The 25,379-nt window shown below is 71.9% G+C and carries 21 protein-coding genes; 15 read left to right on the forward strand and 6 right to left on the reverse strand.

The genetic code is table 11. The features are described 5' to 3' along the window. Positions 1-195 precede the first annotated feature (195 nt). The 3 genes from ACSYGO_RS25970 (at position 196) to ACSYGO_RS25980 (ending at position 2,856) form a co-directional block, all read left to right on the forward strand. A complete protein-coding gene (locus ACSYGO_RS25970) occupies positions 196-1,401 on the forward strand; it encodes a sensor histidine kinase (protein ID WP_426679908.1) in 1,206 nt (401 codons plus the stop codon). A gap of 104 nt (positions 1,402-1,505) precedes the next feature. Next, the gene (locus ACSYGO_RS25975) at positions 1,506-2,177 is read left to right on the forward strand and encodes a response regulator transcription factor (RefSeq protein WP_426679909.1); all 672 of its coding nucleotides are present in this window, start codon (positions 1,506-1,508) and stop codon (positions 2,175-2,177) included. 46 nt (positions 2,178-2,223) lie between these two features. After that, positions 2,224-2,856 (forward strand): AAA family ATPase, encoded by a 633-nt coding sequence (locus ACSYGO_RS25980; RefSeq protein ID WP_426679910.1) that lies wholly within the window; start codon positions 2,224-2,226, stop codon positions 2,854-2,856. Between the two features lie 210 nt (positions 2,857-3,066). On the opposite strand, the gene ACSYGO_RS25985 is transcribed toward ACSYGO_RS25980, so the two are convergent. After that, positions 3,067-4,173 carry a DUF5937 family protein gene (locus ACSYGO_RS25985; RefSeq protein ID WP_426679911.1) on the reverse strand — a complete coding sequence of 369 codons (1,107 nt, stop codon included), beginning with the start codon at positions 4,171-4,173 and terminating at the stop codon, positions 3,067-3,069. Positions 4,174-4,329: 156 nt separating this feature from the next. On the opposite strand from ACSYGO_RS25985, the gene ACSYGO_RS25990 reads away from it, so the two are divergent. Further along, on the forward strand, positions 4,330-4,548 hold the full coding sequence (locus ACSYGO_RS25990; RefSeq protein ID WP_460387800.1) for a hypothetical protein: 219 nt from the start codon (positions 4,330-4,332) through the stop codon (positions 4,546-4,548). Between the two features lie 161 nt (positions 4,549-4,709). On the opposite strand, the gene ACSYGO_RS25995 is transcribed toward ACSYGO_RS25990, so the two are convergent. After that, entirely contained in the window at positions 4,710-5,933 is a 1,224-nt protein-coding gene (locus ACSYGO_RS25995) for a threonine aldolase family protein (protein ID WP_460387801.1), read from the reverse strand. Positions 5,934-6,105: 172 nt separating this feature from the next. Here ACSYGO_RS25995 and ACSYGO_RS26000 point away from each other — a divergent pair, with 172 nt between their 5' ends. The 10 genes from ACSYGO_RS26000 (at position 6,106) to ACSYGO_RS26045 (ending at position 14,478) form a co-directional block, all read left to right on the forward strand. Further along, the gene (locus tag ACSYGO_RS26000) at positions 6,106-7,053 is read left to right on the forward strand and encodes a Rossmann-like and DUF2520 domain-containing protein (protein ID WP_460387803.1); all 948 of its coding nucleotides are present in this window, start codon (positions 6,106-6,108) and stop codon (positions 7,051-7,053) included. Positions 7,054-7,180: 127 nt separating this feature from the next. Continuing rightward, complete coding sequence (gene panC / locus ACSYGO_RS26005) at positions 7,181-8,173, forward strand: pantoate--beta-alanine ligase (protein ID WP_460387804.1); 993 nt, start codon at positions 7,181-7,183, stop codon at positions 8,171-8,173. Further along, entirely contained in the window at positions 8,170-9,933 is a 1,764-nt protein-coding gene (locus ACSYGO_RS26010; protein WP_426679916.1) for an L-aspartate oxidase, read from the forward strand. Before panC ends, ACSYGO_RS26010 begins: the two co-directional genes overlap by 4 nt. A gap of 5 nt (positions 9,934-9,938) precedes the next feature. Then, on the forward strand, positions 9,939-10,916 hold the full coding sequence (gene nadC, locus ACSYGO_RS26015) for a carboxylating nicotinate-nucleotide diphosphorylase (RefSeq protein WP_028799051.1): 978 nt from the start codon (positions 9,939-9,941) through the stop codon (positions 10,914-10,916). An 8-nt stretch (positions 10,917-10,924) separates the two neighbouring features. Beyond that, positions 10,925-11,722 carry a type III pantothenate kinase gene (locus tag ACSYGO_RS26020; protein WP_426679917.1) on the forward strand — a complete coding sequence of 266 codons (798 nt, stop codon included), beginning with the start codon at positions 10,925-10,927 and terminating at the stop codon, positions 11,720-11,722. A gap of 193 nt (positions 11,723-11,915) precedes the next feature. Further along, positions 11,916-12,524, forward strand: coding sequence for a hypothetical protein (locus ACSYGO_RS26025; RefSeq protein WP_426679948.1), 609 nt, complete (start codon positions 11,916-11,918; stop codon positions 12,522-12,524). 13 nt (positions 12,525-12,537) lie between these two features. Then, positions 12,538-12,717, forward strand: coding sequence for a hypothetical protein (locus ACSYGO_RS26030; protein WP_435224681.1), 180 nt, complete (start codon positions 12,538-12,540; stop codon positions 12,715-12,717). A 176-nt stretch (positions 12,718-12,893) separates the two neighbouring features. Then, positions 12,894-13,334, forward strand: coding sequence for a BlaI/MecI/CopY family transcriptional regulator (locus ACSYGO_RS26035; protein ID WP_426679919.1), 441 nt, complete (start codon positions 12,894-12,896; stop codon positions 13,332-13,334). A 9-nt stretch (positions 13,335-13,343) separates the two neighbouring features. Continuing rightward, a complete protein-coding gene (locus tag ACSYGO_RS26040) occupies positions 13,344-13,913 on the forward strand; it encodes an amino-acid N-acetyltransferase (protein WP_095935742.1) in 570 nt (189 codons plus the stop codon). A 226-nt stretch (positions 13,914-14,139) separates the two neighbouring features. Continuing rightward, positions 14,140-14,478: a histone-like nucleoid-structuring protein Lsr2 gene (locus ACSYGO_RS26045; protein WP_028799045.1), complete on the forward strand. Its 339-nt coding sequence runs from the start codon at positions 14,140-14,142 to the stop codon at positions 14,476-14,478. Here ACSYGO_RS26045 and ACSYGO_RS26050 read toward each other — a convergent pair. Beyond that, on the reverse strand, positions 14,457-15,158 hold the full coding sequence (locus ACSYGO_RS26050; protein WP_460387807.1) for an SCO3374 family protein: 702 nt from the start codon (positions 15,156-15,158) through the stop codon (positions 14,457-14,459). The genes ACSYGO_RS26045 and ACSYGO_RS26050 overlap by 22 nt on opposite strands. Positions 15,159-15,588: 430 nt before the next feature. Between ACSYGO_RS26050 and ACSYGO_RS26055 the strand changes: the two genes are divergently transcribed. Continuing rightward, a complete protein-coding gene (locus tag ACSYGO_RS26055) occupies positions 15,589-18,114 on the forward strand; it encodes an ATP-dependent Clp protease ATP-binding subunit (RefSeq protein WP_095935746.1) in 2,526 nt (841 codons plus the stop codon). A gap of 149 nt (positions 18,115-18,263) precedes the next feature. Here ACSYGO_RS26055 and ACSYGO_RS26060 read toward each other — a convergent pair whose 3' ends face one another. From ACSYGO_RS26060 to ACSYGO_RS26070, 3 genes are all read right to left on the reverse strand, one after another. Further along, on the reverse strand, positions 18,264-21,578 hold the full coding sequence (locus tag ACSYGO_RS26060) for an NACHT domain-containing protein (RefSeq protein WP_460387809.1): 3,315 nt from the start codon (positions 21,576-21,578) through the stop codon (positions 18,264-18,266). Continuing rightward, on the reverse strand, positions 21,578-21,928 hold the full coding sequence (locus ACSYGO_RS26065) for a trypco2 family protein (protein ID WP_426679922.1): 351 nt from the start codon (positions 21,926-21,928) through the stop codon (positions 21,578-21,580). Before ACSYGO_RS26065 ends, ACSYGO_RS26060 begins: the two co-directional genes overlap by 1 nt. Before the next feature lie 80 nt (positions 21,929-22,008). Then, positions 22,009-25,323 carry an NACHT domain-containing protein gene (locus tag ACSYGO_RS26070; protein ID WP_460387811.1) on the reverse strand — a complete coding sequence of 1,105 codons (3,315 nt, stop codon included), beginning with the start codon at positions 25,321-25,323 and terminating at the stop codon, positions 22,009-22,011. Positions 25,324-25,379 lie beyond the last annotated feature (56 nt).

Consider the following 25,379-nt stretch of genomic DNA (forward strand, 5'->3'; position numbering starts at 1 on the left):
CCGGCGGGAAGTCCCGGCGAGAGGCGCCGCGACGGTACGGACACCCGTCCCGGCCGACCGGGTCCGGGACCTGCCGCCAGGGGGCTTCAGACGTCAGGAAGGGGTGAGCCTCCACCTTGGGGAGTACGAGCACAGGTTGCGGATCGACCCTCCGGTTGACCCCTGCACACTGCACGCTTCCCTACTCTGGGTTACGTGCAGCGCCTCTATGACTTCCTCCGCAGGCACCCGACATGGGTCGACAGCTTCTGGGCCGTCGTCCTGTTCGGGATCACCTGCGCGAACCTCGTGAGCGTCAACGGGGCCCCGGAGCAGCACGGGGCGCCCGCCGTGGCGTTCCCGATCGCCGTGCTCCTGTGCGTCGTCGTCGCGCTGCGCCGCCGCATGCCCGAGAAGATGCTCGTCCTGGCCGCCGGGCTGGGTCTTCTCCAGCTGATCGCCGACGTCGAGGTGATGCCCGCCGACTTCGCCATGATGGTGATCATCTTCACCGTCGCGGCGGACGGCGCCCGCTGGGCCTCCCGGTTCGCGCTGACGGGTGGCCTCAGCGCGGGGTTCCTGTCGCAGCTGCGCTGGCCCGCCCAGGAGGCGGGCGGCCTGAACGTCGTCCTCATAGCCGTCTTCCAGACCGTCCCCTTCGCGCTCGCCTGGGTGCTCGGTGACTCCCTGCGCACCCGCCGCGCCTACCTCGCCCAGCTGGAGGAGCGGGCCGCGCGCCTGGAGAAGGAGCGCGAGGCGCAGTCCAAGGTCGCCGTCGCCGCCGAGCGCGCCCGGATCGCACGCGAGCTGCACGACGTGGTCGCGCACAACGTCTCGGTGATGGTCGTCCAGGCGGACGGTGCCGCCTACGTCATGGACACCGCGCCGGACCAGGCCAAGAAGGCGCTGGAGACCATCTCCGGGACCGGTCGCCAGGCCCTCGCCGAGATGCGCCGGCTGCTCGGCGTGCTGCGCACCGGCGAGCACCAGGAGAGCGGCGAGTACGTGCCGCAGCCGGACGTCGAACAGCTCGACGACCTCATCGAGCAGTGCCGCACCGCGGGCCTCCCCGTCGACTTCAAGGTCGAGGGGACCCCGCGCCCGCTGCCCAGCGGTGTGGAGCTCACGGCGTACCGGATCGTGCAGGAGGCGCTCACCAACACGCGCAAGCACGGAGGTCCGAACACCGGTGCGAGCGTGCGCCTGGTCTATTTCGACGACGGTCTCGGCCTGCTCGTCGAGGACGACGGCAAGGGCGCGCCCCACGAGCTGTACGAGGAGGGCGGCGCCGACGGTCAGGGCCACGGCCTGATCGGCATGCGGGAGCGCGTCGGTATGGTCGGCGGCACCCTGGACGCGGGACCGCGGCCTGGTGGAGGCTTCCGCATCAGCGCGCTGCTGCCGCTGAAACCGGCCCATTGACCACGGCCCACTGACACCTGTAACGACCGTTTCCGACTGTTTCCAAATGTTTCTGGCTGTTCCCAAAGCTTTTCGGCCTTTGGTGGAGAGGGAAGAGGACCCCGATGGCGATCCGAGTCATGCTCGTCGACGACCAGGTGCTGCTGCGCACCGGTTTCCGGATGGTGCTCGCCGCCCAGCCGGACATGGAGGTCGTGGCCGAGGCGGGCGACGGGGTCGAGGCCCTCCAGGTGCTGCGCACCACAGCGGTCGACGTGGTCCTGATGGATGTGCGCATGCCGAAGCTGGACGGTGTCGAGACGACCCGGCGGATCTGTTCCGATCCCAATCCGCCGAAGGTGCTGATCCTGACCACCTTCGACCTCGACGAGTACGCCTTCTCCGGGCTGAAGGCCGGCGCCTCCGGCTTCATGCTCAAGGACGTGCCCCCGGGAGAGCTGCTCACCGCGATCCGGTCCGTGCACAGCGGCGACGCCGTGGTCGCCCCCTCCACCACCAGGCGCCTGCTCGACCGCTTCGCCCCGATGCTGCCGAGCGCGGGCAAGCAGCCGCAGCACAAGGAGCTGGAGCGGCTCACCGACCGTGAGCGCGAAGTCATGGTCCTGGTCGCGCAGGGACTGTCCAACGGCGAGATCGCGGCCCGCCTCGTGCTGTCCGAGGCGACCGTGAAGACGCACGTCGGGCGCATCCTGACCAAGCTGGGGCTGCGCGACCGGGTGCAGGTGGTCGTACTCGCCTACGAGACGGGGCTCGTGCGCGCGGGCGGAAACGGCTGACCCGGGGCGTGACCGCGGCGTGACCGGCGGCCACTAGGGTCTGCGCATGCTCCTGTGGATCAACGGCCCCTTCGGGGGCGGCAAGACACAGACCGCACACGAGATCCGGCGACGGCTGCCCGGCAGCGTCATCTGCGATCCGGAACACGCCGGTTTCGGCCTGCGGCGCATGCTGCCTCCCGAACTGCGCGGCGATTTCCAGGACTTGGCGTCCTGGCGCGAGGGCGTGGTCGAGGTGCTGGACCTCGCCCTCGCCAAGCACGACGGCGTGGTCATCGCCCCCATGACGGTCACGAACTCCCGCTATTTCGAGGAGACGGTCGGCCGGCTGCGCGAACGGGGCCACGACGTACGGCACTTCGCGCTGCTCGCCGAGCGCGAGACCGTGCTCGAGCGGCTGCGGGAGCGCGGCTTCGGGCACCTCCTGCGGTACGTCGCGCGCAAGGACGCCCCACTGCGCCGCGAGAGCTGGGCCGTGCAGCAGCTCGACCACTGCCTGGAGCGGCTGCGTGAGCCCGAGTTCGCCGAGCACCTGTGGACCGACCACACGACGGTGGCCAAGACCGCGGACCGGATCGCCGTACTGGCGGGGCTGACGCTCACGCCGAACCGCGACGGGGCGCTGCGGGGGCGGCTGCGCAGGGCGTGGACGGGCATGCGGCACATCCGGTTCGACTGACCCGGGCGGAACGGCTCCTGCCTCGGACGGAACAGCTTCCGGCCCGGGCGGAACGGCTTTCCCTCCCGACGCCGGCCCCGGACGGACGGGCCGGCGAGCGGGTGCCGTGTGCCTCGCGGAGGTCGGTGCGGGACACGACGTCGGCGGGACCCACGGGCCCCCCGACCGGCCGACCGGCCGACCGGGCTTGCCGCGCGTGCCGTGCGCGGGTCAGCGCAGGACGCTCTCCAGGAAGTCGCTGCCCAGCCGGGCCACCACGGTGACGTCCAGCTGGTGCAGCACGTACCGGCCGCGGCGGCGCGTGGAGATCAGGCCCGCCTTCTTGAGCACTCCCAGGTGGCGGGATATCTCGGGCGCCGTCATCCCGTGCACCTGCGCCAGCTCGCCGGTGGTGTACGCGCTGCGGGCCAGATGGCGGCAGATCCGCATCCGGACCGGGTGGGACAGCGCGGTCATCCGCCGGGACAGCTCCTCGACGGAGGGCGGCGCGGCGAGTTCGGGCGAGCCGACGGGGTAGTGCAGCACGGGCTGCCAGCCGGGCCGGTGCAGCACCATCAGGTGCGGCCGCCCGAGGCTGGTGGGGACGAGGAGCAGACCGCCGTCCGCCGTGACCGTGTGCCCCTCCGTCAGCTTGTCGACGGTGAGCCGCCCGGCCGCCTCGTCCAGCGACACCGCCGGGGAGATGGACGTCAGCGCCTCGGCGGGGCCCTTGTGCCGCAGCAGGTCCGTCTTGTGGCGGGCCTCCGCTGCGAGCTGGTGGCGCAGCCGGGACCAGGTCTCCGCGAAGAACGCCTCGTCGCAGTCCTGGAGGAACTGCCTCAGCCAGGCCCGCACGCGCGGCGGATCCTCCAGGAGGCGCTGTGTGAAGCGGGTCTGCTGCGGTCCGCGCGAGGCGGCCAGGTCCACGGCGCGGCGCCGCACCTCGGGATCGGAGAGATAGCCGGGCTCCTGCGAGCCGTACGCCAGCGCGCAGGTGAACTCCAGTGCGGCGTCCACGAACTGCTCGTCCGTCAGCTTGTCCAGCAGGTCCAGGTCGTCGGCGAGGGTCGCGCCCGGCAGGGTGCTCCCGCCGGGGATGCCGGCGAAGGGCAGGAACAGGTCCGAGAACGTCGTCCGCCACAGGAAGTCCGCCTCGCACATCCGGTCGGCGAGATGCGGGTCGAGCCGGGCCGTGACCCCGGTCGCCCAGGCCTGGAGGCCCGGGTGGTGCCCCGGCTCGGCGAGGGCGTGCAGCGCCATCCCGAGCTCGGCCAGCGGGGACGGCACGACGGCGATCCGCTCCCGTCGCAGCCCGGAGATGTCGATGTGCACGCTCATGTCCCCATGGTGCACCCCGCCACCGACAACGCCGCCGTCGATTGACGCCGCCCGTCAATCGGGGCGACATGTGCCGCGTGCGGGCGCAGCCTGGGAGGACACCGGGGCAACCGCGGGCCTTCGGATCCCATCTCCCGTCCCGAGAGGCGACCGGCCGTGAGTATCACCCAGCAGTACCTTCTCGACACCTACCGGTCCCGGCAGCACGGCGAGCCCGTGCCCCCGGCGCCCGGCCGGCACGACCTGCGGCTCGTGCGCGAAGTGCGCGTCCGGCGGCAGTTCCGGGCCGTACTGGCGGGACACCCGGCCCGCGGGCGGATGCGGGAGGCCATGGTCCGTCTGCTGCACGGGCGGCGCCGACAGGTCGGCTGCTGACCCCGTGCGGGGGCGCGGGTGCGGAGCCGGGCGGGCGCGCCGGCTGGGCCGCGCCCGCCGTGCACGTCAGCGCGGCAGTGGTTCTGCCGGCTCGGTGACGCCCGCCGCGCCCGGTCACTGCGGCAGCGGGCCCACCGGCTCGGCCGCGCCCGCCGTACACGTCACCGCGGCAGCCGCTCCACGAGGTCCTTCACGACCGACCTGACGTCCTCGGCCGTCCATTCCAGCCCCGCCGCGTCCACCGTGACCTCGGTGGACGCGAGGCCGGGACCGGCGTGCCCCCACCGCTGCCCGAAGATGCCGGCACCCGTCTCCTCGACCTGCGCCGTGCCCGCCTCCGTGAGGACGTCGGCGTCGTACGGCAGCCAGACCTGGAACTGGTGGGTGTGGGGCTGCTCGGGGTGCACGCGGGCCCAGGGCACCCCGGCCTCCGCGAACCCCTCGCGCAGCGCGGCGGCCACCACGCGCGCGTGCGCCACGTACTCGGGCAGCCGGGGCAGCTCCCGCTCCAGGCCGACGAGCGCGGCCAGGGCCGTCGGGAACTGCTGGAGGACCATGCCGCCGTACCGGTGCCGCCAGGCCTTCGCCTCGTCGACGAGTGTCCGGGGCCCCGCGACGGCCGCCCCGCCCAGGCCCCCGAGCGACTTGTAGAACGACACGTACACGCTGTCCGCGAGGCCCGCGATCTCCTCCAGGGGGCGGCCGAAGTGCGTGGTGCACTCCCACAGCCGGGCCCCGTCGAAGTGGACCACCGCGTCGCGTTCCCGGGCGGCCTCCACCGTCTCGGACAGCTCCTCCCAGGAGGGCAGTACGAAACCGGCGTCCCTGAGGGGCAGTTCCAGCATCAGCGCCCCGAAGGGCTCGTCGAAGTCCCGTATCTCCGCCGCGGTCGGCATGCGCTGCCCGTCCGTCACCCGGACCGGACGCAACCCGCTGACCTGGCTGAACGCATGCCGCTCGTGGACCTCCGGATGGCTGAGCGCGTGCACCGCCACCGTGGGGTTCCCGGTGCGGCCCGCCCAGCAGCGCAGCGCGACCTGCTGGGCCATCGTGCCGGTGGGGAAGAAGACCGCGGCTTCCTGGCCGAGCAGGTCCGCGACCCGTTCCTCCAGGGTCTCGACGATGCCGTCGCCGTACATGTCGACCGGCCGGTCGAGGTCGTACACGCCCTCGGCGGTCTCCGCCAGCCACGTCAGGCGCTCGCGGACCGTGTCGCGGAAGCTGGGCCGCCACAGCACCCGACGTGCCGCCCGCCACGCGGCCGCCCGCCGCTCCTGCCCCCCGTCCGCCGGCTCCGCGCCGGCCGTCGCTCCCGCCTCCGCCTCCGTGTCCGTGGCCGTCCCGTCCCCGTGTCGTTCCGCCGCCTCTTGCGTCCTGTCGCTCATGACCGGATCATCCCGCGGGCCGACCTGACGAAGCACCCCGATTTCGGCACCCGCGTGACCTGCGGAAACCCACAGGCTGTGGACAAGGAAACAGCCGCTCGGACCAATCGCGTTAACATGACGAGAAATCGTCCGGTACCCCGAGCGGACTGGAACGGAAGGCCGCCGTCGAGTGAGTACATCCCCACAGCAAGATCCCAAGGGCCGCCCCGCCAGGCTGACCGTCGGTGTCGTCGGGGCCGGCCGGGTCGGTCCCGCGCTCGCCGCGGCGCTCCAGCTCGCCGGGCACCGGCCGGTCGCCGTCTCCGGGGTCTCCGACGCCTCCAGGCGGCGGGCCGCCGAGATGCTGCCCGACGTGCCGCTGGTGTCCCCGGCCCAGGTCCTGGAGCGTGCCGACCTGGTGCTGCTGACCGTCCCCGACGACGCCCTGCCCGGTCTCGTCGAGGGGCTCGCCGAGACCGGAGCCGTCCGGCCCGGCCAGCTGCTCGTCCACACCTCCGGGCGGTACGGCGCGCGCGTGCTGGACCCCGCGCTCCGGGCCGGCGCGCTGCCGCTCGCGCTGCACCCCGCGATGACGTTCACCGGCACCCCCGTGGACGTCCAGCGGCTCGCCGGATGCTCCTTCGGGGTCACCGCGCCCGAGGAACTGCGGCTGGCCGCCGAGGCCCTGGTGATCGAGATGGGCGCCGAGCCCGAGTGGATCGCCGAGGAGTCCCGGCCGCTGTACCACGCGGCCCTCGCGCTCGGCGCCAACCACCTGGTGACACTGGTGGCCGAGTCCATGGAACTGCTGCGCGCCGCCGGCGTGGAGGCCCCCGACCGGATGCTCGGCCCGCTGCTCGGCGCCGCCCTGGACAACGCGCTCCGCTCGGGCGACGCCGCCCTCACAGGCCCCGTCGCCCGCGGTGATGCCGGCACCGTCGCGGCGCACGTCTCCGAGCTGCGCAGGCACGCCCCGCAGACCGTCGCGGGCTATCTGGCGATGGCCCGCGCGACCGCCGACCGCGCGCTCGCCCACGGACTGCTCAAGCCGGAGCTCGCCGAGGACCTCCTCGGGGTGCTCGCCGACGGGACCGCCGGAACCGCCGGTCCCGGAAGCGCCGAGGGAGACGCCCGATGAGCGGGGTGCACGACGCTGCGCCCGTCCGGGCACGGAGCGGGTCCGCGGCCCACGCCCGCCCGGCCGCGTCCGGGACCGCAGACGAAGGCCGCCCGACCACGCGCGTGCCGGAGAACGGAGACGCCCGATGACCACCGCCCTGCTGCGCACCGCCGGGGATCTGCACGCACGCGCGCGTGCGGGCCGCCGAGCCGTCGTGATGACCATGGGCGCCCTCCACGAGGGGCACGCCACGCTGGTCCGCGCCGCCCGCGAGATCGCCGGGGACCGGGGCGAAGTGGTCGTCACCGTCTTCGTCAACCCGCTCCAGTTCGGCGCGGGAGAGGACCTCGACCGCTACCCGCGCACCCTGGACGCCGATCTGAAGATCGCCGAACTGGCGGGCGCCGACGTCGTCTTCGCCCCGTCCGCCGACGAGGTCTACCCGGGCGGCGAGCCCCAGGTCCGTATCAGCGCGGGCCCCATGGGCGAGCGCCTGGAGGGCTCCTCGCGGCCCGGGCACTTCGACGGCATGCTCACCGTCGTCGCCAAGCTGCTGCACCTCACCCGGCCCGACGTGGCGCTGTACGGGCAGAAGGACGCGCAGCAGCTGGCCCTCATCCGCCGCATGGTCCGGGACCTGAACTTCGGCGTGGAGATCGTCGGTGTGCCCACGGTGCGCGAGGAGGACGGGCTCGCCCTCTCCAGCCGCAACCGCTACCTCTCGGCCGAGGAGCGGCGCACCGCGCTCGCCCTGTCGGGCGCCCTGTTCGCGGGCCGCGACCGGCACGCCGCCCAGGAGGCGCTGCGCGCGAGGGCCCGTGAAGTGCCCGCCACGCGCGCGCGTGCCGAGGCCCTGAGCGCCATAGGCGAGTCCCGCGCCGCCGCCGACGCCCACGCCGTGGCGAAGGCCGTCCCCGGCGGTCCCGCGGGCGTCCGCGCGGCGGCCCGCCTCGTCCTCGACGAGGCGGCCCGCGCGAAGCCGCCGCTGCTTCTCGACTACCTGGCCCTGGTCGACCCCGCCGACTTCACCGAGGTCGGGGACGACTTCACCGGCGAGGCGGTCCTCGCCGTCGCCGCGCGGGTCGGGACGACCCGGCTGATCGACAACATCCCCCTCACCTTCGGAGCCGCCTCGTGACCGGCACAGGCACAGGTACTGGTATACGACTGCACGCGCCCGCCCCCGGCTGGGCCCTCACCGCCGACGTCGTGGTCGTCGGCTCGGGAGTGGCGGGCCTCACCGCGGCCCTGCGCTGCGAGGCGGCGGGTCTGCGGACCGTCGTGGTCACCAAGGCCCGTCTGGACGACGGCTCCACCCGCTGGGCGCAGGGCGGCATCGCCGCGGCCCTCGGTGAGGGCGACACCCCCGAGCAGCACCTCGACGACACGCTGGTGGCGGGCGCGGGTCTGTGCGACGAGGAGGCCGTCCGCATCCTCGTCACCGAGGGCCCCGACGCCGTACGCCGTCTCATCGCGACCGGCGCCCACTTCGACGAGTCCTCCGAGGGCGATCTGGCCCTCACCCGCGAGGGCGGCCACCACCGGCGCCGCATCGCGCACGCGGGCGGCGACGCCACGGGAGCCGAGATCTCCCGCGCCCTGGTCGAGGCGGTCCGCGCGCGTGGTCTGCGCACCGTCGAGAACGCGCTCGTCCTGGACCTCCTCACGGACGCGGACGGCCGCACCGCGGGTGTGACCCTGCACGTTATGGGAGAGGGCCAGCACGACGGCGTGGGGGCCGTGCACGCCCCCGCCGTCGTCCTCGCCACCGGCGGCATGGGACAGGTCTTCTCGGCGACCACCAACCCGTCCGTGTCCACGGGGGACGGTGTCGCGCTCGCCCTGCGCGCCGGGGCCGAGGTCAGCGACCTCGAGTTCGTGCAGTTCCACCCGACGGTGCTCTTCCTCGGCCCGGACGCGGAGGGCCAGCAGCCGCTGGTCTCCGAGGCGGTGCGCGGCGAGGGAGCCCACCTCGTCGACGCCGACGGCGTGCGCTTCATGGTCGGGCAGCACGAGCTCGCCGAGCTGGCGCCCCGGGACATCGTCGCCAAGGGCATCATGCGCCGCATGCAGGAGCGGGACGCCGAGCACATGTTCCTCGACGCCCGGCACTTCGGCGCCGAGATGTGGGAGCACCGCTTCCCGACGATCCTCGCCGCCTGCCGGGCCCACGGCATCGACCCCGTCCAGGAGCCGATCCCGATCGCCCCGGCCGCCCACTACGCCTCCGGCGGAGTCCGCACCGACTCCCGGGGCCGCACCACGGTCCCGGGCCTGTACGCGTGCGGAGAGGTCGCCTGCACCGGCGTCCACGGCGCCAACCGGCTCGCCTCCAACTCGCTCCTGGAGGGCCTGGTCTACGCCGAGCGCATCGCCGCCGACATCGCGGGCAGCCGCGCGGAGAACGGCCTGCACGCGCGCGTGCCCCAGCCGGTCCCGCACCCGGAGAAGCCCGCGCACCCGCTGCTGGCGCCCGAGGCACGCTTCGCGATCCAGCGGATCATGGCGGAGGGAGCGGGCGTACTGCGCTCCGCGGAGTCCCTCGCCACCGCCGCCGACCAGCTTCAGCGGCTGCACACCGACGCGCGCGACGCCCTCGACGAGAACGGCAAGACCTCCGAGCCCGGCGTCGACACCTGGGAGGCCACCAACCTCCTGTGCGTGGCACGCGTCCTGGTCGCCGCCGCCCGGCTGCGCGAGGAGACCCGCGGCTGCCACTGGCGGGAGGACCGCGCCGACCGGGACGACGCCCAGTGGCGCCGTCACATCGTCGTACGGCTGAATCCCGACCGGACGCTCGCGGCGCACACCACCGACACAGCAGACTTCCCCCCGACCCTCCCAGGGGGGACCCCCGAGCCCCAGCCGGCGCTTCGGCATCGTTCTCAGGAGCAGTGACAGCAGTGAGCACCCCCGACCTTCCCCTCGCCCAGAGCGGCGGCTGCGGCGACGGCTGCGGCTGCGGCGCCGAATCGGACGACGCGTACCTGGAGTGCGGGCTCGACCCCGCGCTCGCCCAGCTCCTCGCCGACGCCGGACTCGACCCCCTGGAGGTCGAGGACGTCGCGAACGTCGCCATCCAGGAGGACCTCGACCACGGCGTGGACGTGACGACCGTCGCGACCATCCCCGAGGACGCCGTCTCCACCGCCGACTTCACCGCCCGGGACGCGGGCGTCGTCGCCGGCCTGCGGGTGGCCGAGGCGGTCATCTCCGTGGTCTGCACCGACGAGTTCGAGGTCGAGCGGCACGTGGAGGACGGCGAGCGCGTCGAGGCCGGCCAGAAGCTGCTGAGCGTCACCACCCGTACCCGTGACCTGCTCACGGCCGAGCGCAGCGCGCTGAACCTGCTGTGCCGGCTCTCCGGCATCGCGACGGCCACGCGCGCGTGGGCGGACGCCCTGGAGGGCACGGGCACCCGGGTCCGTGACACCCGCAAGACGACGCCGGGGCTGCGCTCCCTGGAGAAGTTCGCCGTGCGCTGCGGCGGCGGCGTCAACCACCGCATGTCCCTCTCGGACGCCGCGCTGGTCAAGGACAACCACGTGGTCGCCGCGGGCGGTGTGGCACAGGCCTTCGAGGCAGTACGGGAGGCCTTCCCCGAGGTCCCGATCGAGGTCGAGGTCGACACGCTGCACCAGCTCCGCGAGGTCGTCGACGCGGGCGCCGACCTCATCCTTCTGGACAACTTCACGCCGGTCGAGTGCGAGGAGGCGGTGGCCATCGTCGACGGCCGGGCGCTGCTGGAGGCCTCCGGGCGGCTCACCCTCGACAACGCCGCGACGTACGCGAAGACGGGCGTCGACTTCCTCGCGGTGGGCGCGCTGACCCACTCCTCCCCGATCCTGGACATCGGCCTCGACCTGCGAGCGGCGGAGTAACCGGGATCATGCTGCTGACCATCGACGTGGGCAACACCCACACCGTCCTCGGCCTCTTCGACGGCGAGGAGATCGTCGAGCACTGGCGCATCTCCACCGACTCGCGCCGCACCGCCGACGAGCTCGCCGTGCTCCTCCAGGGCCTCATGGGCATGCACCCGCTGCTCGGCGAGGAGCTCGGCGACGGGATCGACGGCATCGCGATCTGCGCCACGGTCCCGTCCGTGCTGCACGAACTGCGCGAGGTGACCCGCCGCTACTACGGCGACGTGCCGGCCGTCCTGGTCGAGCCGGGCGTGAAGACCGGCGTGCCGATCCTCACGGACAACCCCAAGGAGGTCGGCGCCGACCGCATCATCAACGCCGTCGCGGCCGTCGAGCTGTACGGCGGGCCCGCGATCGTCGTCGACTTCGGCACGGCGACGACGTTCGACGCGGTCAGCGCCCGCGGCGAGTACGTCGGCGGTGTCATCGCGCCCGGCATCGAGATCTCCGTCGACGCGCTCGGGGTCAAGGGCGCGCAGCTGCGGAAGATCGAGGTGGCCCGGCCGCGGGCGGTGATCGGCAAGAACACCGTCGAGGCCATGCAGTCCGGGATCATCTACGGCTTCGCCGGGCAGGTCGACGGGGTCGTCAACCGGATGGCCCGCGAGCTCGCCGGCGACCCCGACGACGTCACCGTCATCGCCACGGGCGGGCTGGCCCCCATGGTGCTCGGCGAGTCCTCGGTCATCGACGAGCACGAGCCGTGGCTGACGCTCATCGGGCTGCGCCTGGTGTACGAGCGGAACGTGTCGCGCATCTGAGGGGCCCCGCCGCTCCGGCAGCGCCCCGCACCGTCCCCGTCCGTGGGCGGCGGCCCCGTGTCCGCGGGCTGCCGCCCACGGCCGTTCGGCGCCGGTGCGATGCGGACGCGCCGCGATATGACCGCTATGCGGATTTTGTCTGATTAGCGCGTATCGTCGGCGCATGCCCACGCCATACGGATCCCACGGCGGCATGGCGTTCGGCGCGGAGGAGCTGCGTGTGCTCCGCCGCGCTCTCGCCCTCGCCCTGCAGCCCAGCCCCGCCTCGGCCGAGGACGTCCAGGACTGTCTCCGCCTGGCCGAGTCCGTCGACGAGGCCGCCCACGAAGGAGCCAGGCTCCGGGCCTTCCTGCTGGCCGACCTGGGCCGCTACCGAACCGCGCTGCCGGGCTCCGCCGCCGGCTACCTCGCCCTCCTGGAGGAGGTGCTCGTGGCCGGCTACCGGCCCGTCCCCGACGACCTCGCGGCGCTGCGGGCGCTGCGCGGCAACCCCGTGGCGGCCGCCCTCCTGGACCGCTGCCGGACTCTCGCCGAACAGGACGTGCGCACCCGCCTGGCGGGCCGCGCGGCCCCGGTGGTCCCGCAGTCCCGCACCCGTCTGCTGGCGCTGCCCGGCGGCCGGGCGGCCGACGAGCCCGCGAAGAAGCCGGCCGAGCGGCCCGCCGCCGCGCCGAAGCCGCAGTCCCCGGACCGGTCGCCGCGACCGGACAGGCCCATCCCCACCCCGGGCGAGGTCTTCCCCCCGAGGCGCAAGCCCACGCCGCCACCGGCGAACCCGCCGCAGCAGCTCGCGGCGGGCTAGCTACTCTGGGGGCATGGACTACGTCTCCGCGCTCGTGCCCCCAGTAGTGATGGCCGTGTTCTTCATCGGGCTGATCGTGACGATCGTGAAGACCCAGGGCGGCGCCAACAAGGCCAAGGAGGACGCCGTCGTCGACGCCGCCCTCGCCCGCGCGGAGGGCGCCCCCCGGCCCGCGAAGGACGCCGGGGCCTGACCCCGCCCGGCGCGGTTCCGGGCGGGCCCGTACCCGCCCGCGACGCGTCCCACCTGCCCCTCCTGGCCCCCCGCGGCCCGCTCCCGCCCCTTCGACGGGACACCAGGGCGTACGACTCATACGTTTTTCGAGTCGTACGCCCTTTTTGTCGCCTATCTCCCACTATTGTGCTGAGCGTGCCTCGCCCATTGGGAGAACTCGAAGACGCGGTCATGACGCGGGTGTGGAAGTGGAACCGCCCGGTGACCGTTCGGGAAGTCCTGGAAGACCTTCAACAGGAACGGTCCATCGCGTACACGACGGTGATGACCGTTTTGGACAATCTCCATCAGAAGGGCTGGGTGCGCCGCGAGGCGGAGGGCCGGGCCTATCGATATGAGGCGGTCTCCACCCGAGCCGCCTACGCTGCCGCACTGATGAACGACGCGTGGTCGCAGAGCGACAACCCGGCGGCCGCTCTCGTCGCCTTCTTCGGCATGATGTCGGCGGAACAGCGCGAAGCCCTGCGGGACGCCGTGCGTATGGTCCAGGGGCCGGAAACCCCCGCCGGGCAGAACCCACCGGGGGGCCCTGCGGACGAGAGCCCCGCCGCCCCCGAGGGCGACGACGGGCGATAGCGTCCGTTCATGCCAGCAGAGCATCCCGCAGAGCATCAGGCAGGGGTTTCGGCGGAGCGACCGGAAGCCGCAGCAAAAGCCGTCACCGTCCGGCGGGCCAGGACCAGCGATGTCACGGCCGTACGACGCCTCCTGGACCAGAACGTCCGGCGCCGCATCCTGCTCGACAAAGCGACCGTCACGCTTTACGAGGACATCCAGGAGTTCTGGGTCGCGGAACGCGACGACAACGCCGAGGTGGTCGGCTGCGGTGCGCTGCACGTCATGTGGGAAGACCTCGCGGAAGTCCGCACTCTCGCGGTGAACCCGGCGGTCAAGGGCCTCGGGGTCGGACATCAGTTGCTGGAGAAGTTGCTGCAGACCGCGCGCTGGCTCGGCGTTCGACGCGTTTTCTGTCTGACCTTCGAAGTCGACTTCTTCGCGAAGCACGGCTTCGTGGAGATCGGGGAGACGCCCGTCGACACCGATGTGTACGCGGAGCTCCTTCGTTCCTATGACGAGGGTGTCGCGGAGTTCCTCGGTCTCGAACGAGTGAAACCGAACACCTTGGGCAACAGTCGGATGCTTCTGCATCTGTGATCGCCCGCCGGTATTCCGGCGGAGTGCACTGCCCAGGTTCCCTATGTCCGAAACGCGCACCTTTCCGGGCCGTCGGACCGCTGTGAGTCTCCTCCAGGGGTTTGTGTTTTTCCAGCAAAAGCGGTTTGCTTTCCGACGTACTGCAGTACTGCATATAACAGGGGACGGCGAAACGGGTGGACGCCGCAGACCCCCGGCCCTGAAGTTATCGATGAAAGGAAATCCGGTGGCACAGAAGGTTCAGGTCCTTCTTGTCGACGACCTCGACGGTGGCGAGGCGGACGAGACCGTGACGTTCGCGCTGGACGGCAAGACGTACGAAATCGATCTCACGACCGCCAATGCGGACAAGCTCCGTGGCCTTCTCGACCCCTACGTGAAGGGTGGCCGTCGCACCGGAGGCCGCGCTTCTGGAGGCCGCGGAAAGGCCCGCGTCGCTTCCGGTGGTGGCAGCCAGGACACCGCGCAGATCCGCGCTTGGGCGAAGGAGAACGGCTACGAGGTCAACGACCGTGGCCGAGTTCCCGCGTCCATTCGCGAGGCCTACGAGAAGGCCAACGGCTGAGCGCACGCGCGCCGCAGCCTCACGCGATGGCAGTGCGTCGCCATCGTGTCCACGAGTCGTACGAGATCGGGGGCGCCCCCACCGCCCCCTCCGACCGCTCGGCCGCCCAGGGCCGACAGTGTCGGCAGCGCCGGCTCGACCTCGCAGCCGGGCTCCGGGGGCCGCAGCCAGACGGCGGCCCTTCGTGAGCCCAGGCGTGTTCCCGCCCCCGGCGCGGGCCGTGTGACGGCCCCGGCCGCCCGCTCCTCCGCAGGTGCCGCGGACGCCCCGGTGCCGGGCCCGGGCGATGGCCCGGCCGTGCAGCCGGCGGGCGGCCCGTCGGCGCCCCATGGAGGCGCCGGGGCCTCGATGCTCCCGCCCGCACCGATGGCCGTCAGGTCCAGCGGCAGATCCCCCCACTCCAGCCAGTCGAGCAGGCCGGGCAGCTCGTCAGCGCTGCCCGCGGCCGCCAGCAGCAGCATCCGCCCGCCGCGCAGGGCCACCGGAGACGTGGGACCCAGATGCCGCAGCGCCGCGTACCCCGCCTCCGCCGGGACCTCCAGGACGTCGAACCGCAGCCCGGTGACGAGCCGCAGCGGTCGGCCGGGCACTGCCGTCCACCCCAGTTCGTTCTCGTACCAGTGCCGCACCGGATCGTCCGGGCCGAGCGGCCGGCGAGGGAGAGGGACGGTGGGGACCATGACAGGAGCAACCGCCGGAAGCCGCCGCAGGTTACGCTGTGTATTCCGGTGAATGCGCAGAGTGCCGGTTCAGGGGGCGCGCGAGGCCGGTCGGCGGCGCAAGGATGTTCGCCCATAGCGGAGGGAACCGGTGCGCGCGGCATGGAGTGTCAGTGCGTGCGGGTAAGACATCCCTAGTGGGAGCGGCGACACGCATGGTTCGGGCACCTCACGTTCGCCATCGGCGTACAGCTGGAGAGGGTATCTGCCTGGCCTGCGGGAACATCGTCTCGCACCATCGGGTTGGAGCATATGTCGGCGTTCGGGGTCAGGAGGCCAAGGACGGTGTCGGCAGTTGGAATGAGCGGTCCCCGCTTGCGGGACTAAGCTGCGGAAGGACAGGGAGGGGAGCGTCCCCTTACTGCCTGACCGCTCTGAGGAGCGATTAACGATGTTCGAGAGGTTCACCGACCGCGCGCGGCGGGTTGTCGTCCTGGCTCAGGAAGAAGCCCGGATGCTCAACCACAACTACATCGGCACCGAGCACATCCTCCTGGGCCTGATCCACGAGGGTGAAGGTGTCGCCGCAAAGGCCCTGGAGAGCCTCGGCATTTCGCTTGAGGCGGTCCGCCAGCAGGTGGAGGAGATCATCGGCCAGGGCCAGCAGGCTCCGTCCGGTCACATCCCCTTCACCCCCCGTGCCAAGAAGGTCCTGGAGCTGTCGCTCCGCGAGGCCCTTCAGCTGGGCCACAACTACATCGGCACGGAGCACATCCTGCTCGGCCTGATCCGTGAGGGCGAGGGCGTCGCCGCCCAGGTCCTGGTCAAGCTGGGCGCAGACCTCAACCGGGTGCGGCAGCAGGTCATCCAGCTGCTCTCCGGATACCAGGGCAAGGAGACCGCCGCGGCCGGCGGTCCTGCCGAGGGCACCCCCTCCACGTCCCTGGTCCTCGACCAGTTCGGCCGGAACCTCACCCAGGCCGCTCGTGAGTCCAAGCTCGACCCGGTCATCGGGCGCGAGAAGGAGATCGAGCGGGTCATGCAGGTGCTGTCCCGCCGTACCAAGAACAACCCGGTCCTCATCGGTGAGCCCGGCGTCGGCAAGACCGCCGTCGTCGAGGGACTCGCCCAGGCCATCGTCAAGGGCGAGGTGCCCGAGACCCTCAAGGACAAGCACCTCTACACCCTGGACCTCGGTGCGCTGGTCGCCGGCTCCCGCTACCGCGGTGACTTCGAGGAGCGCCTGAAGAAGGTGCTCAAGGAGATCCGCACCCGCGGCGACATCATCCTGTTCATCGACGAGCTCCACACGCTGGTCGGTGCGGGTGCCGCCGAGGGCGCCATCGACGCCGCTTCGATCCTGAAGCCGATGCTGGCGCGCGGTGAACTCCAGACCATCGGTGCGACCACGCTTGACGAGTACCGCAAGCACCTGGAGAAGGACGCGGCCCTGGAGCGCCGCTTCCAGCCCATCCAGGTCGCGGAGCCGTCCCTGCCGCACACCATCGAGATCCTCAAGGGTCTGCGCGACCGGTACGAGGCGCACCACCGTGTCTCCATCACCGACGAGGCACTGGTGCAGGCCGCCACCCTGGCCGACCGGTACATCTCGGACCGCTTCCTGCCGGACAAGGCGATCGACCTGATCGACGAGGCCGGTTCCCGGATGCGCATCCGCCGGATGACCGCGCCGCCGGACCTCCGCGAGTTCGACGAGAAGATCGCCGGCGTCCGCCGCGACAAGGAGTCCGCGATCGACTCGCAGGACTTCGAGAAGGCCGCGTCCCTGCGCGACAAGGAGAAGCAGCTCCTGGCCGCCAAGGCCAAGCGGGAGAAGGAGTGGAAGGCCGGCGACATGGACGTCGTCGCCGAGGTCGACGGCGAGCTGATCGCCGAGGTCCTCGCGACCGCCACCGGCATCCCGGTCTTCAAGCTGACCGAGGAGGAGTCCTCGCGTCTGCTCCGCATGGAGGACGAGCTCCACAAGCGGGTCATCGGGCAGAAGGACGCCATCAAGGCGCTCTCGCAGGCGATCCGTCGTACGCGAGCGGGTCTGAAGGACCCGAAGCGTCCCGGTGGTTCGTTCATCTTCGCGGGCCCGTCGGGTGTCGGTAAGACCGAGCTCTCGAAGACCCTCGCCGAGTTCCTCTTCGGTGACGAGGACGCGCTGATCTCCCTCGACATGTCGGAGTTCAGCGAGAAGCACACGGTGTCGCGTCTCTTCGGTTCGCCCCCCGGATACGTGGGCTACGAAGAGGGCGGCCAGCTGACCGAGAAGGTCCGTCGCAAGCCGTTCTCCGTCGTCCTGTTCGACGAGGTGGAGAAGGCCCACCCGGACATCTTCAACTCGCTGCTGCAGATCCTGGAGGACGGTCGTCTGACCGACTCCCAGGGCCGGGTCGTGGACTTCAAGAACACGGTCATCATCATGACGACCAACCTCGGTACCCGGGACATCTCCAAGGGCTTCAACCTCGGCTTCGCGGCCGCGGGAGACGTCAAGACCGGCTACGAGCGCATGAAGGCCAAGGTCAACGACGAGCTGAAGCAGCACTTCCGCCCGGAGTTCCTGAACCGTGTCGACGACACGGTGGTCTTCCACCAGCTCACCGAGGAAGACATCATCCAGATCGTCGACCTCATGATCGCCAAGGTGGACGAGCGGCTGAAGGACCGGGACATGGGCATCGAGCTCAGCCCGACCGCCAAGTCGCTCCTCGCGAAGAAGGGGTACGACCCCGTCCTGGGCGCCCGGCCGCTGCGCCGGACCATCCAGCGCGAGATCGAGGACGTCCTCTCCGAGAAGATCCTCTTCGGGGAGCTGCGTCCCGGCCACATCGTGGTCGTCGACACGGAGGGCGAGGGCGACGCCAAGACCTTCACCTTCCGGGGCGAGGAGAAGTCCGCGCTTCCCGACGTCCCGCCGATCGAGCAGGCGGCCGGCGGTGCCGGACCGAACCTGAGCAAGGACGCGTGACACCGCGCCCGCGCGGAGCATGACAGCGGCGCCCGACCGGGCGTCACCAGGGTGGCCCCCCGGAACCACGGTTCCGGGGGGCCACCCTTTTGCGCGGCAAGGGCCCCAGGGGGTTTCGTTCGGACCAGCCCGGGCCTGAACGAAGCCCCCTAGAACTCTCCGGGCCTCAGTACGCGCCCATTGGCCTCGATCACCAGCCCGGGGTGCCGGCTCAGCGGGGACAGGTCGATCGGGGCGTTCCGCGGGTAGTGGAGGGTGAGACGGACGAGCGAGGGAAATACCCGGGCGAGATCCACCGCGGAACCGCCGCGGCCCACCGATCTCAGCGTCAGACTTCGAATTCCGGGCAAGGGGTCGAGTTCGCGCGGTTTGCGGGGAAGCAACTCAAGACCTTCGATACTGGGCGGCTCGATCTGCCGCGGCAGGTACAGAGAAGGCAGCGAGAAGTCCAGGCTGTGGAGTGAAGGAGCCCTCGAAGCCGCGAGGAGCAGTGAGTGGGCGTCGCAGTCGCCCTGTACGACGAGTTCCTCCAGCAAAGGCCACTGACCGAGTTCGTTGATCACTATCGGTATCTGACTGGCGACGCGCAGATTCCGTACGTTCGGATGTCCGGCGGGCAAAGGGATATCGCTGTCGAGAAGACTTCCCACCAACGACAGGGACGTGAGCCGTTCGAGGCGCTGGAGGGAAGCCAGATCCGCCTTCCGGACTTCGTGGAGTTCCAGCCCCAGCGAGGTGAGCGCCAGGCCTTCCAGCGCGGACAGGTCCCGCACCCGCGGGCAGCCGGTGAGCCGCAGGGAAGTCAGCCCGGACACCTGCCGTGCGAAGGAGAGGGAGACCAGGCGGGGATTGTCGACGACTTCGATTTCACGGATGCCTTCGTGCGGCAGGAACGCGCGGAGTTCTCCGTCGTCGAGCGGTGTGTCCACGACCAGCCGGCCGATGGGCCCGCAGTGACGCAGCGCCGCCGTCATGCCGTTGTCGACGACGATGACCCGGTCGTCCGCCAGGTCCATGTGGGCGAGGACCTCACGGGCGTAGTCGTCCGCCGGATAGCGCGGCCACGCCGTGGTGAGGACGGCGCGGACCTCGGGGGAGGAGTGCGGGGCGAACCGCCGGAGCAGGGGCATCGACGCGGGGCCCCCGATGTCGCGGACCAACTGCACCACCGTTTCGGCCTCTTCGGCGCTCAGCTCCTCGGGGCCGGGGACGAGCGGCAGTACGTACGCGCCCAGGGACGTCAGCTTGGCGGCCAGGGTGGCGTCGGCCGGCGGGATCAGCGCCCGGACGCGGTCGGCGATCTGTTCCCGCACCTCCTCGTCCAGCACCACCGCGCTGATCGCGCACCGGGCCGCCAGGACGTGGATGTCGCCGCGGGTCCTGCCGTCCTCGGCCCGGTCGCCCCGTTCCACCAACCCCTCGACCAGACGCCGGACTTCGCCGCGATGGCAGTGGCCGACGGCCAGCAGGACGATGTCCTGCCACTGTTCGTCGGCCGCGTGCTGCAGCAGCTCGCCCAGGCCGTCGCTCTCCTGGAGCTCCTTCGCCGCGAGGTAGTCCTGGAAGGTGCGGTGGATGAACTGGACGACCTTCTCGTTGCGTTCCTGGAGGAGGCCGCTGCGGTTGAGCAGGTGGACGAGTACGTCCTGCGGGGTGCCCTGGTCGCGGACCTGGGGCATGCCGCGCATCGCGAGCTCGATCTGCCGTGCCGCCTGGGCGTGGGTGAACTCGACGTGCCCGCTGCGCGCGAGCCACGCCGCGATGGTCTGGAGGAGCTGCTGATGCTCCTCGACGCCCAGGCTGATGCCCTCCGGCGCGCCGACCCTGCGCAGGGTGTCCCGGCCGCCGAGGAGCATGGTCAGGGCGGCGTTGTAGAGGGACCAGCGGGATTCGGGCAGGAACCCCCTGCGGCGGCGGTGCAGCGCGCAGACGACGCCGGCCAGCAGCGGGGTGCGCGCCAGTGAGCGCAGCGTCGTGTTGTGCCGCAACTCCCGTTCCAGGGCCTGTTCCAGGGCGCGCAGGTTCTCGTGCTCGGCGGCGGCCCGGTGGGCGTCGCGGAAGCCCGCGCATTCGAGGCGGGCCGCGTTGTGCCACGCCATGGAGAAGGCCAGGATGTCGTCGTCCCGCATGGGCAGCAGACGGAGTTCCTCGAAGTGTTCCGAGGCCAGCCAGTCGCTGGCGACGGCGAGGGGCCGCACGGTGACCAGGCAGCGGTTGTGCGGGTACATGCCCAGCAGGTCGGTGAGACGGCGCCGTGCCGCGTCCCGCTCGGCCGGCGGCACCTCGTCGATGCCGTCGACCAGGATGAGGGCGCGGCCGGCCTCCAGCACGCGGCGTGCCCATCCCTCGGGGACGCCGTCGAGGGGGAGTTCGGCGACCGAGGGAAGCTGCTGGGGCGAGGGGAAGGCCATGCCGAGGGTGGGCAGGCTGCGCATGGGGACGACGAACGGCACCAGGTCGTTCAGTTCGGCGAGTTCGTGGCCGAGTGCCCCGCAGGCCGCGTGGGAGGCGAGCCACCACACCAGGGTGGTCTTGCCGGCTCCGGCCTCGCCGCGCAGCAGGGTCCTCGGGCGGTCGGCGAGCAGGTCGTTGACCCGGCGCGGCATGGCGACGGAGTCCTGCGCCGGGGTGGGACCGGAGGGGCGTGCGGTGGGGACGGCCTCCAGGCTCAGATAGGCGGTGTCGAGGTCCCAGGTGGTCTCGGTGGTGCCGAGTTCGTCGATCCCGAAGATCTCGATCTTTCGGTAGCGGGTCCGCAGCGCGCGTGCGTAGTGCCGCTCGAACTCCTCGTCCCGGAGGTGGAATCCCGACACCGGCTCCAGGACGGGCGGCACATGGCCGGGTTCGGCGCCCATCACATGGCGGGGGAAGTCCGGCGCCTCCAGGACGCGTGACACGGGTACGGCCTCGACGCGGCGGTGGTCCCGGCCGTCCGGGACCTCGGTCACCACGCCGATGAGGACGGCCCCGGCGAACACCGGCGCCCCGGACAGTCCGGCGAGGGGTGACTCCCCGCGCCGGGGCGGGGCGACCGGCGGTCTGTCGAACTCGCACACCAGCGTCGACCGGATCCGCCCCGCCATGGGGAGCACGGTCCCGGTCAGCTGGTCGAACTCCAGGTGCTGCTCGGGCCCGTACCGTCCCACGGCGGGGAAGCCGACGGTCTGGCAGCCGGGCAGCGGGTCCGTGGTGTCGAGGACGCCCCAACGCAGCCGGGCGAGCGCCCACTTCTCCGGGGCGACCAGTTCCTCCCCGGTGAGCAGCAGCGCGACGTCGCTCTCCTCGTCCCGCCAGATCGTCCGGCCCGGGATCGGCCGCTCGCTGTCCGGATGGACCGTGCGGATCCATTCCTTGTCGCGCAGGACGTGCGCGCTGGTCAGCACGAGGCGCGGGGACAGCATCACACCGCTGCCCTGCGAGCCCGCCAGGACCACCACGGTCCGTTCGGCCGCCGAGCGCAGCATCACGGTGCCGCGGAGGAGCCGCGGCCGAAGGCGTCGACACTTCCCTCGGTCTCGTTGCTCACCTTCAGCGGCGCGCCGGTCCGGGCGTCCTGGGCCCGCAGGGTGAAGGACACCTTGTGCGTACGGCTGCCGGTGCGGGTGCCGTCGACGTTCGCGTCCACCACCCAGGCGCGCACCTTGGCGCCGGCCTTCACCTCCTTGCGCAGCTCCACGGTGAACTCCATCTGGATGTCGCCCAGTTCGAAGACGATGTCCTGTCCGGCCGCGTTGCGCGACGCGAGCAGCAGCTCGTCGCGGATGCTCCGCACGGCGTCGGACAGTCCGATGCGCGTCTCGTCGGGGTTGCTCATGGTCTCCCTCTTGCTGGTTCGGGCAGGACGCCGGTGACGTCCGGCTCCTCGTGCTGCGGGCCGCGCCGCACACCGGGCGGCTACGTCTGCTGGGTCCAGGTCGTTCCGCCGAGGTGGCGCTGGGGCTGATGGACGACGGTCCGCTCCGGGAGCTGGTCGGCGCCGCACAACTCGCCCTCCCCGCCCGGGACGACGAGCAGCTCCCGCAGGCCATGGGCGGCCTTCAGGGGGGAGACGTCCAGGCGGCCGCGGGTGGTGACGTCACCGATGATGTGCAGCTTCGTCAGGTGCGGGAAAACGGCCGGGACTCTCTCCAGGTCGAGGGTCCCGGCCATGTCGTCGAGGAGGAAGAGGTCGGTGACGCCGGGGAGTTCCAGGAAGTCCGGGCACAGCGCGAACAGGCTCACGCTCATCTGGAGATGGACGAGTTCGGGCAGTGCGGCGACGGCCGACCAGCCGTGCAGGAACCGGGTGTCCGCCGGCCAGCCGCTCGCGAGCAGGAAACCGAAGGTCAGCTCCTTCAGGTGGCGCAGCGTCGCCAGCGGGCGCAGGTCCGGCTCGGGTCCCAGGTCGCTGAGGATCAGTGCCTCGATGGTCTGTCCGGTCAGGGCCGACAGGTCGGTCAGGTGCGGGCAGGCGTCGATCTCCAGGCGGGTCAGCGTCGTCGCCCCGCCGAGGAAGGAGACGTCGGTGAGGGTGCTGTTGCTCCGGATGCACAGATGGGTCGGCGGGACTTCCGAGACGTATGCGCGTAACTGGTCGGCGGGCAGGTCGCCCTGGACGTCCACCATGGGGCGCCCGCCCAGCGCCCGCAGTGCCCGCAGCTGTGCGGCTTCGGTGACCAGGAAGTAGACCTCGTGCGGGTCGACCTGGGCGATGACCTCGCGGGCGAAGCGCTCGGTGTCGAACCGGGACCAGCTTCTGACGATCCGGTCGCGGACCCGCGGGGAGTCGTGGCGGGCGAATCGGGTGAGGTACGGGATCGCCGCGTCCGACGCCAGGTGCAGCGCGGTCGCGACGACGGCGCCGGCCTCCTCGACGCTGAGTTCCTCGGGCCCCGGGAGCAGGTCCAGGACGAGGGGGCCGACGGTGGCGAGCTCGACGGCCTCCTGCGAGGTGGACGGCGGGATGAGTGTGCCGGTGCGTTCCTTGACCGCGAGCCGGACGGCGGGGTCGAGTTCGGCGGCGTGCTCCAGGCAGGCGGCGGCCAGCAGGAACACCCGGTTGCGCACCGGAACGTCCGTGGTCCGGTCGCCCACGGCGAGCAACTCCGTCAGGATGTCGGCCCGTTCGCGCGGCCTGCTGTGGGCCACGGCCATCCGGATGACGTCCTCCCACTGGTCGTCGGCCGCGTGCTCGATCAGCAGGCCGATGTCCCATACCTCGACGGCCGCTCGTGCTCCCAGATAGTCCTGGAAGGTGCGGTGGATGAAGTCGACGGCGCCGGGGGCCGGTTCGCGCAACAGGCCGCTGCGCAGCAGCAGATGGCGGAAGACGGCCGCCGCGTCGCCCAGGGCTGCGGCGGCGGGCACCGAGGGGAGGGCCTCCTCGATGATCTGCTCGGCGCGTTCGCGGTCGAGTTCGGTACGGCCGTTGCGGATCAGCCAGTACGCGAGCCGCTGGAGCAGCTGGGTCTGCGGCTCCTGCTGCAGTTCGAGCGTCAGGATGTCGCGCTCCCGGTCCCGGCGCGTCAGCAGCATGGTGAGCGCGGCCTCGTACAACTCCTTGCGTCCTTGCGGGAGATAACCGCGCCGGTCGCGGTGGAGCGCGCAGATGAGCCCGCACATCAGCGGGTTGGTGGCCAGCCGGCCGAGATCCCCCTTGCTGCGTACGGCGGTCAGCAACTGGCTCTTGTACGTGGTGAGGGCCTCGTCCTCGTCCGGGCTGCCGATCCGTGCGGCGGTGTGCCAGCGCTCGATGAACGCGGCGACGTCCGCCGGGCTCATCGCGGAGAGGGTGAGCTCGGCGAAGTCGTCGTCCGTGAGCCAGTTCTCGCGCACCGCCGAGGGCCGTGAGGTGACCAGCCAGCGGTTGCCGGGATAGGCGCTGATGAGGTCGCTGAGCCAGGCACGGGTCCGCTCCCGTTCGGCGTCGGGCACCTCGTCGATGCCGTCGACGAGGACCAGTCCGCGCCGGGAGCCGAGGACCCGGTCCGCCCAGCCCTCCGGCTGGCCGGCGGCGAGCGGGCAGCCGGTGGCCTCCAGGAAGCGGTCCGGCACGGGGAGCCGCTCCCCGTGCCGGGTGAGGGTGCGCAGGGGGAGCACGAAGGGGACCCTCTCGTGCAGGTACGACATCGGGCCCTCCGGTGCCGAGCGGGCGGCGGAGACGGCCAGCCACTGGACGAGGGTGGTCTTGCCGGAGCCGGCGACCCCGCGCAGCAGGACGCGTTCGTGGGCGGCGAGGGCCTGGTCGGCGGGGCGCGAGTCGAAGCGTTCGAGGTGGCGCCGGCCCGCCTCGGTCCTCGCCGGGGCCGGGATCGCCCGTGGGCCACGGGGGTCCGTGCCGGCGGGCCGCCGGTCGGGGGCGGTCGTGGGCGGGTGCGTGCCGGGCGCCTCTTCCGCGGGTGCGGTGCCGGCGGCCTCCCCGGCTGCCGGGCCGGCGGTCTCACCGGGTGTGCCGTCGTTCCGTCCGAGGCCGGGGCGCGAGGTGATGAAGGTGTGGGGCCGCACATAGCCGAGGAGCCGCTTGCGCGGGGCGGTCGCCTCCAGGCTCAGGTACGCGGCGTCCAGCGGCCACTTGCCGGGGGAGTTGGTCAGGTCGATCCCGTAGATCGTGAGCTGCCCCTGCTTCTTGGCGACATAGGCGAGGTAGCGGCGCTCGAACGAGGTGTCGCGCGCGTCGGGCCGCGGGACCCGGGTGATCAGCTCGTCGAGTTTCGCCACGAGCTCGGCCAGCAGGCGGGTCTGTTCCACCAGCGTGCGCGCCACGAACGTGGAGCGCTGGGTGAAGAAGTGCATGACGTGGACGCAGGCCCACTCGGTCAGGGAGTCGAGGAAGTAGGAGGCGTCGGCGGAGAGGTCACCGGTGGGGGCCCGGTGGTGGAGCTTGCGGGCCAGTTCGCGGTGGCCGAGCCGGACGGCCTGGACGTCGTCCATGTCGAGGTCGCCGAGGGCGAGCAGTTTGCGGGACAGCGCGTCCGTGACCGCGGTCTCCTCGTCGGGAGGGAAGGGGCGCTCGCCCGGTGAGTCGAGCGCCGCCCGGACCAGCTGGGCGGCGAGGCGGTGGACGTCCTTCTCGGTGAGCGTGCGTTTCTCTCCGCGGAAGGAGACCAGGGCCGAGAGGCGTACCGGCTCGTCCACGAGGCCGGCTCCCGGGCCGTCGCGCCGGAAGAGTTTCTTGACCAGAGGCGCGATGAGGCTCGACGCCAGTTTCGTGCCCAGTAACGACGGATCCATACGGCCTCCCCCAAGAGCCCTGAACCAGGCAAGCAGCGTAGCCCCGGTCACATTCC

The sequence above is a fragment of the Streptomyces krungchingensis genome (genome assembly GCF_054729265.1).

Bases quoted from the DNA above. Each gene is read 5' to 3' on its own strand.
- ACSYGO_RS25975 (WP_426679909.1), top strand. From the start codon at position 1,506: ATGGCGATCCGAGTCATGCTCGTCGACGACCAGGTGCTGCTGCGCACC.
- ACSYGO_RS25980 (WP_426679910.1), top strand. From the start codon at position 2,224: ATGCTCCTGTGGATCAACGGCCCCTTCGGGGGCGGCAAGACACAGACC.
- ACSYGO_RS25985 (WP_426679911.1), bottom strand. From the start codon at position 4,173: ATGAGCGTGCACATCGACATCTCCGGGCTGCGACGGGAGCGGATCGCC.
- ACSYGO_RS25995 (WP_460387801.1), bottom strand. From the start codon at position 5,933: ATGAGCGACAGGACGCAAGAGGCGGCGGAACGACACGGGGACGGGACG.
- panC (WP_460387804.1), top strand. From the start codon at position 7,181: ATGACCACCGCCCTGCTGCGCACCGCCGGGGATCTGCACGCACGCGCG.
- ACSYGO_RS26020 (WP_426679917.1), top strand. From the start codon at position 10,925: ATGCTGCTGACCATCGACGTGGGCAACACCCACACCGTCCTCGGCCTC.
- ACSYGO_RS26025 (WP_426679948.1), top strand. From the start codon at position 11,916: ATGGCGTTCGGCGCGGAGGAGCTGCGTGTGCTCCGCCGCGCTCTCGCC.
- ACSYGO_RS26030 (WP_435224681.1), top strand. From the start codon at position 12,538: ATGGACTACGTCTCCGCGCTCGTGCCCCCAGTAGTGATGGCCGTGTTC.
- ACSYGO_RS26040 (WP_095935742.1), top strand. From the start codon at position 13,344: ATGCCAGCAGAGCATCCCGCAGAGCATCAGGCAGGGGTTTCGGCGGAG.
- ACSYGO_RS26050 (WP_460387807.1), bottom strand. From the start codon at position 15,158: ATGGTCCCCACCGTCCCTCTCCCTCGCCGGCCGCTCGGCCCGGACGAT.
- ACSYGO_RS26055 (WP_095935746.1), top strand. From the start codon at position 15,589: ATGTTCGAGAGGTTCACCGACCGCGCGCGGCGGGTTGTCGTCCTGGCT.
- ACSYGO_RS26060 (WP_460387809.1), bottom strand. From the start codon at position 21,578: ATGCTGCGCTCGGCGGCCGAACGGACCGTGGTGGTCCTGGCGGGCTCG.
- ACSYGO_RS26065 (WP_426679922.1), bottom strand. From the start codon at position 21,928: ATGAGCAACCCCGACGAGACGCGCATCGGACTGTCCGACGCCGTGCGG.
- ACSYGO_RS26070 (WP_460387811.1), bottom strand. From the start codon at position 25,323: ATGGATCCGTCGTTACTGGGCACGAAACTGGCGTCGAGCCTCATCGCG.